3 protein-coding genes are annotated in these 4636 nt (G+C 49.9%); 2 read left to right on the top strand and 1 reads right to left on the bottom strand.

Annotated features, from left to right (window positions below; genetic code table 11):
* Positions 1–68: 68 nt before the first annotated feature.
* On the bottom strand, positions 69–602 hold the full coding sequence (locus tag ACTS3T_RS02120) for a Dps family protein (protein ID WP_462934714.1): 534 nt from the start codon (positions 600–602) through the stop codon (positions 69–71).
* Positions 603–1168: 566 nt separating this feature from the next.
* Here ACTS3T_RS02120 and ACTS3T_RS02115 point away from each other — a divergent pair.
* Both ACTS3T_RS02115 and ACTS3T_RS02110 read left to right on the top strand, forming a co-directional pair.
* The gene (locus ACTS3T_RS02115) at positions 1169–3556 is read left to right on the top strand and encodes a phosphoketolase family protein (RefSeq protein ID WP_462934713.1); all 2388 of its coding nucleotides are present in this window, start codon (positions 1169–1171) and stop codon (positions 3554–3556) included.
* 242 nt (positions 3557–3798) lie between these two features.
* Complete coding sequence (locus ACTS3T_RS02110; protein WP_462934712.1) at positions 3799–4437, top strand: histidine phosphatase family protein; 639 nt, start codon at positions 3799–3801, stop codon at positions 4435–4437.
* Positions 4438–4636 lie beyond the last annotated feature (199 nt).

The following is a 4636-nucleotide window of genomic DNA, read 5'->3' as shown; positions in this document are numbered from 1 at the left end:
TTAAACAGGCAAAAGCGGGAGTGCTCAGGCACCCCCGCTCAAATTATTCAAAAACCAAAGTTTAAACCTTACGCTGTCACAGGTTTACGAGACTTCGGCTCAGAGCCATCACTGGCTAGGCGCTCACCTTCAATGAAAGAGCGCAGCATCCAAGCCATTTCTTCATGCGCTTCCATTAGCCCCGTGAGGAAATCAGCGGTACCTTCGTCATGAAAGTCGTCTTGGCAGTTGTCGATGTGCTCACGCAGGTTGCGAATAATCTGCTCATGATCATCGACTAAACGAGAAACCATTTCAGTAGCGCTAGGCAGGTCATTCGTGTGCTCTTTCAAGGTTGCCAACTTCAAAAAGCCTTCTGCTGTGCCCACAGGGTAACCACCCAAAGCCCGAATCCGCTCAGCTAGCTCATCAATGTTGAGCGTTAGCGCTTCATACTGCTCTTGCCACAGTTCATGCAGCGTACGGAACTGAGGGCCAACCACATCCCAGTGGTATTTCTTGGTTTTGATCACTAGCAAATAAGCATCTGCTAGGTCACAGTTCAACAGTTCGATAACGCCATTGCGTTGTTCTTCGGTCAAACCGATGTTAATGCTTTTCATAGAGTATTATTTTCTGCTATCTTCTGGTTTTATTAAAATTAATTTTTAAGACAAAAGCATCCTTCAAGAGACAGAGGGAGCGGTATCAAGACAAACCAAAAATTTTCATCCAGACAGATAGCATCTATCTATTTCTTTAGATAGATGTCAGGTATAAAATTTTTCCAGGCAGGCACTGGCGATCGCTTCAAGCTAAATTCTGAGAATTTAACTAAGTTTTTTAAGTTTAACAACAGCCAGCCTCCAAATCCTGCCAGAGCATTCTCAGAAAGTTTATAAATGCCCATTTCACTGGCGCTGTGCAGCTTGATTAACTTTTTTGGTTCAGCGTTTGAGCACAACGCTCACCCCTCATTGGCGATTAAATGCCTTTAAGTTTTTGTTAGAACTTTAAGCCGCTGTTAACCTTTTTGTGATGAATAAAACAATCTCATCCGGTAAAAGGTTACAAATGAGACAGCTCACCAATCTTTAGAAAAAAATAGTTATGAAGTCTAAAGTTTTTTGCGATTGGGTTTAAATTACCAACAGACAGCGAAAAGTCCTTAAATTTTTCGGAATCACCAATGGTTACTACCCAAGCAACCGATACTTATCCGCTCTCAGCTAGTGAATTGCAAAAGATGAATGCCTACTGGCGAGCGGCTAACTACTTGTCTGTAGGACAAATATATTTATTAGATAATCCCTTACTCAAAGACCCCTTACAGTCAACCCACATCAAGCCACGCCTTTTGGGGCACTGGGGCACCACACCGGGATTAAATTTCATCTACGTCCATCTCAACCGCGTCATCAAAGCCCGCGACCTCGACATGATTTACATCGCTGGGCCGGGGCATGGGGGGCCGGGTTTGGTGGCAAATACCTATTTAGAAGGGAGCTACAGCGAACATTACCCCAACATCTCGCAAGATGCCACCGGCATGAAAAAGTTGTTTAAGCAGTTTTCGTTCCCCGGTGGCATTCCTAGCCACGTAGCGCCAGAAACCCCCGGTTCTATTCATGAAGGGGGAGAGTTAGGATATTCGCTCTCTCACGCCTATGGCGCTGCCTTTGACAATCCCGATTTGGTCGTGGCCTGTGTGATTGGTGATGGCGAAGCAGAAACTGGGCCACTAGCGGCTGCTTGGCATTCAAATAAGTTTCTCAACCCAGCGCGAGATGGGGCGGTGCTGCCAATTTTGCACCTCAATGGTTACAAAATTGCCAATCCTACGCTTTTGGCTCGCATGAGCCATGAAGAGCTAGAAAGTCTGTTAATTGGCTATGGCTACAACCCTTACTTTGTCGAAGGATCAGAGCCAGAAAAAATGCATCAGGCGATGGCGCGTACCTTAGATGCGGCCTTAGATGAAATTTGCACGATTCAGCAAACGGCTCGGCAAAGCGGCGAGACTAAGCGACCCCAATGGCCGATGATTGTGCTGCGATCGCCTAAAGGTTGGACAGGCCCAGCCTCCGTCGATGGTCACAAAGTAGAAGATTTCTGGCGATCGCACCAGGTTCCTATCGCTGGCATTAGCAAAAATCCTGACCACGTCCAGCAGCTCGAAGCCTGGATGAAAAGCTACAAGCCCGAAGAACTATTTGACCAAAACGGTAGCCTCATCCCCGAACTGCAAGCCCTCGCCCCCACCGCTGAAAAACGCATGGGTGCAAGTCCCCACGCCAACGGGGGCATCTTACTACGCGACCTCAAGCTACCTGATTTTCGTGACTACGCCGTCACCTTTGAGCAACCCGGCACCACCTACGAACAAGCCACGATGGTACTGGGAGGCTTTTTGCGCGACGTTATGAAAAACAACATGAACACCTTTCGGGTGTTTGGCCCAGATGAAACCGTCTCTAACCGCCTAAGTGCCCTGTTAGAAGTCACCAAACGGGTCTGGATGGCTGAGCGATTACCAGAAGATAGCGACGGCGGTGAACTTAGCCCCGATGGTCGAATTATGGAAATTCTCAGTGAGCATACCTGCCAAGGCTGGCTAGAAGGATATTTGCTCACCGGGCGACATGGCTTCTTCTCTTGCTACGAAGCCTTTATCCATATCATCGACTCCATGTTTAACCAACATGCCAAGTGGCTAAAAGTCACCAAGCAAGACATCCCCTGGCGACGCCCCATTGCCTCGCTCAACTACCTGCTGACCTCTCACGTTTGGCGGCAAGACCATAACGGCTTTTCCCACCAAGACCCCGGCTTTATCGACCATGTCGTCAACAAAAAAGCGGATGTCATTCGCGTCTACCTGCCACCGGATGCCAACACGCTGCTGTCTGTAGCCGATCACTGTCTCAAAAGCCGCAACTACGTCAACGTCATCGTGGCCGGGAAGCAGCCAGAACTGCAATACCTCACCATGGATGAAGCCATCAAACACTGCACTCAGGGTATGAGCATCTGGCAGTGGGCTAGCAACGACCAAGACAGCGAACCCGATGTGGTCATGGCCTGCTGTGGGGATGTGCCCACCCAAGAAACGCTGGCCGCCGTAGACTTTTTGCGCCAGCACCTGCCCGACATCAAAATTCGGGTGGTCAATGTGGTTGACCTGATGGCTCTACAGCCTGCCAGCGAACACCCCCACGGCATGAGCGATGTAGACTTTGTCAGCATGTTTACCCCTGACAAGCCGATTATCTTTGCTTTCCACGGTTATCCCTGGCTGATTCACCGCCTTACCTATCGCCGTCCCAATCACAGCAACCTGCATGTACGCGGCTACAAGGAAGAAGGCACGACCACAACCCCCTTTGACATGGTGGTGCGCAACGAACTCGATCGCTTTAGTTTGGCCGACGACGCCCTCGATCGCATTCCTCGCTTTGTCTACCAGAAAGCCCATGTCAAGCAAATGATTCACGACAAGTTCATTGAACACAAACAATATGTCTATCAGCACGGCGAAGATATGCCAGAGATCCGCGACTGGAAGTGGCCGTATTAGGAAGGCGCAGAGCGTCAAGTGATAGGGGCAATAGAGCGGGTAGAGGTGTTTGAAGCTACTTCTGCTTAATCTCGTGTCCACTGGGTTAAGGGATCGGGTTTTGGTATGGCCAAGCTATAGCTGCCGTCACAACTGTTGAGACGCTTCAATAGCTGAAAGTCTTGGGTAGAAAAGCTTTGCTTCTGCCCTCTGACTTTTGCCAGAAAGACCCGATCCCTGAAGAGTCATTTTTTAACAAAAATATGAGTTTAACTGTCTATTTTTTGCGTCACGGTGAAACTGAATCTAGCCGTAACGATGGCTTTTGCGGCGTTTCAGATCCAGACCTGACTGATATAGGTACAGCAATGGCTACCGCTTTTGCCAAAACCTATCAGTCATTTCAGTGGGCGGCGATTTACGTTAGCCCGATGAAACGCACGATCGCCACCGCTACCCCCATTTGCGAATTAACCGGCATGGAGATGCAGCTTCGCGACGGTTTAAAAGAAATGGATTTTGGTCAGTGGGAGGGTAAAGACAAACCCACCGTTCACCGTGAGTTTACCGATGACTATGTCCGCTGGCTAACTGAGCCAGCCTGGAATGCACCCACCGACGGCGAAACGGCAGTGCAAGTAGGCAGCCGCGCCGCTTTAGTAATGGCAGAAATTGAAGAAAAGCACAACTCTGGCAACGTGCTGGTGGTTTCGCACAAGTCCACCACCCGAATTATTTTGTGCAACCTACTAGGTATTGACTTAGGTCGCTACCGCGATCGCATTGCTATGCCTGTTGCCTCGGTAAGTGCTGTCGAATTTGATGTTCACGGCCCCTTATTACTCAAACACGGCGATCGCGCTCATTTACCTGCCGAGTTAGCAAATTTGCCAGGAACGTAGGAGAGGGGAGGAGGGGGAAGGGGTGATGGGGAAGGTGGGGAAGGTGGGGAAGGTGGGGTGATAGGGAAGGTTTTGGAGCTGAGCTTCGCTTAATGACTGCCAAAACCTCAAGCCACCGCCGACCTCCCCCCTCCCCGATTCCCCTCTCCGACTCTCCCCCTCTCCGACTCTCCCCCTCTCCGCGTCCCACCCTCCCCTC

The sequence above is a fragment of the Almyronema sp. genome (assembly GCF_052168255.1).
Lineage (GTDB): Bacteria > Cyanobacteriota > Cyanobacteriia > Phormidesmidales > Phormidesmidaceae > Sphaerothrix > Sphaerothrix epifaneia.
The sequence above is the reverse complement of the archived record's forward strand: the minus strand, read 5'-3'. Positions and strand labels throughout refer to the sequence as shown.

Excerpts from the sequence above, each read along its gene's own strand:
- ACTS3T_RS02120 (WP_462934714.1), bottom strand. The coding sequence starts at position 602 with ATGAAAAGCATTAACATCGGTTTGACCGAAGAACAACGCAATGGCGTT.
- ACTS3T_RS02115 (WP_462934713.1), top strand. The coding sequence starts at position 1,169 with ATGGTTACTACCCAAGCAACCGATACTTATCCGCTCTCAGCTAGTGAA.
- ACTS3T_RS02110 (WP_462934712.1), top strand. The coding sequence starts at position 3,799 with ATGAGTTTAACTGTCTATTTTTTGCGTCACGGTGAAACTGAATCTAGC.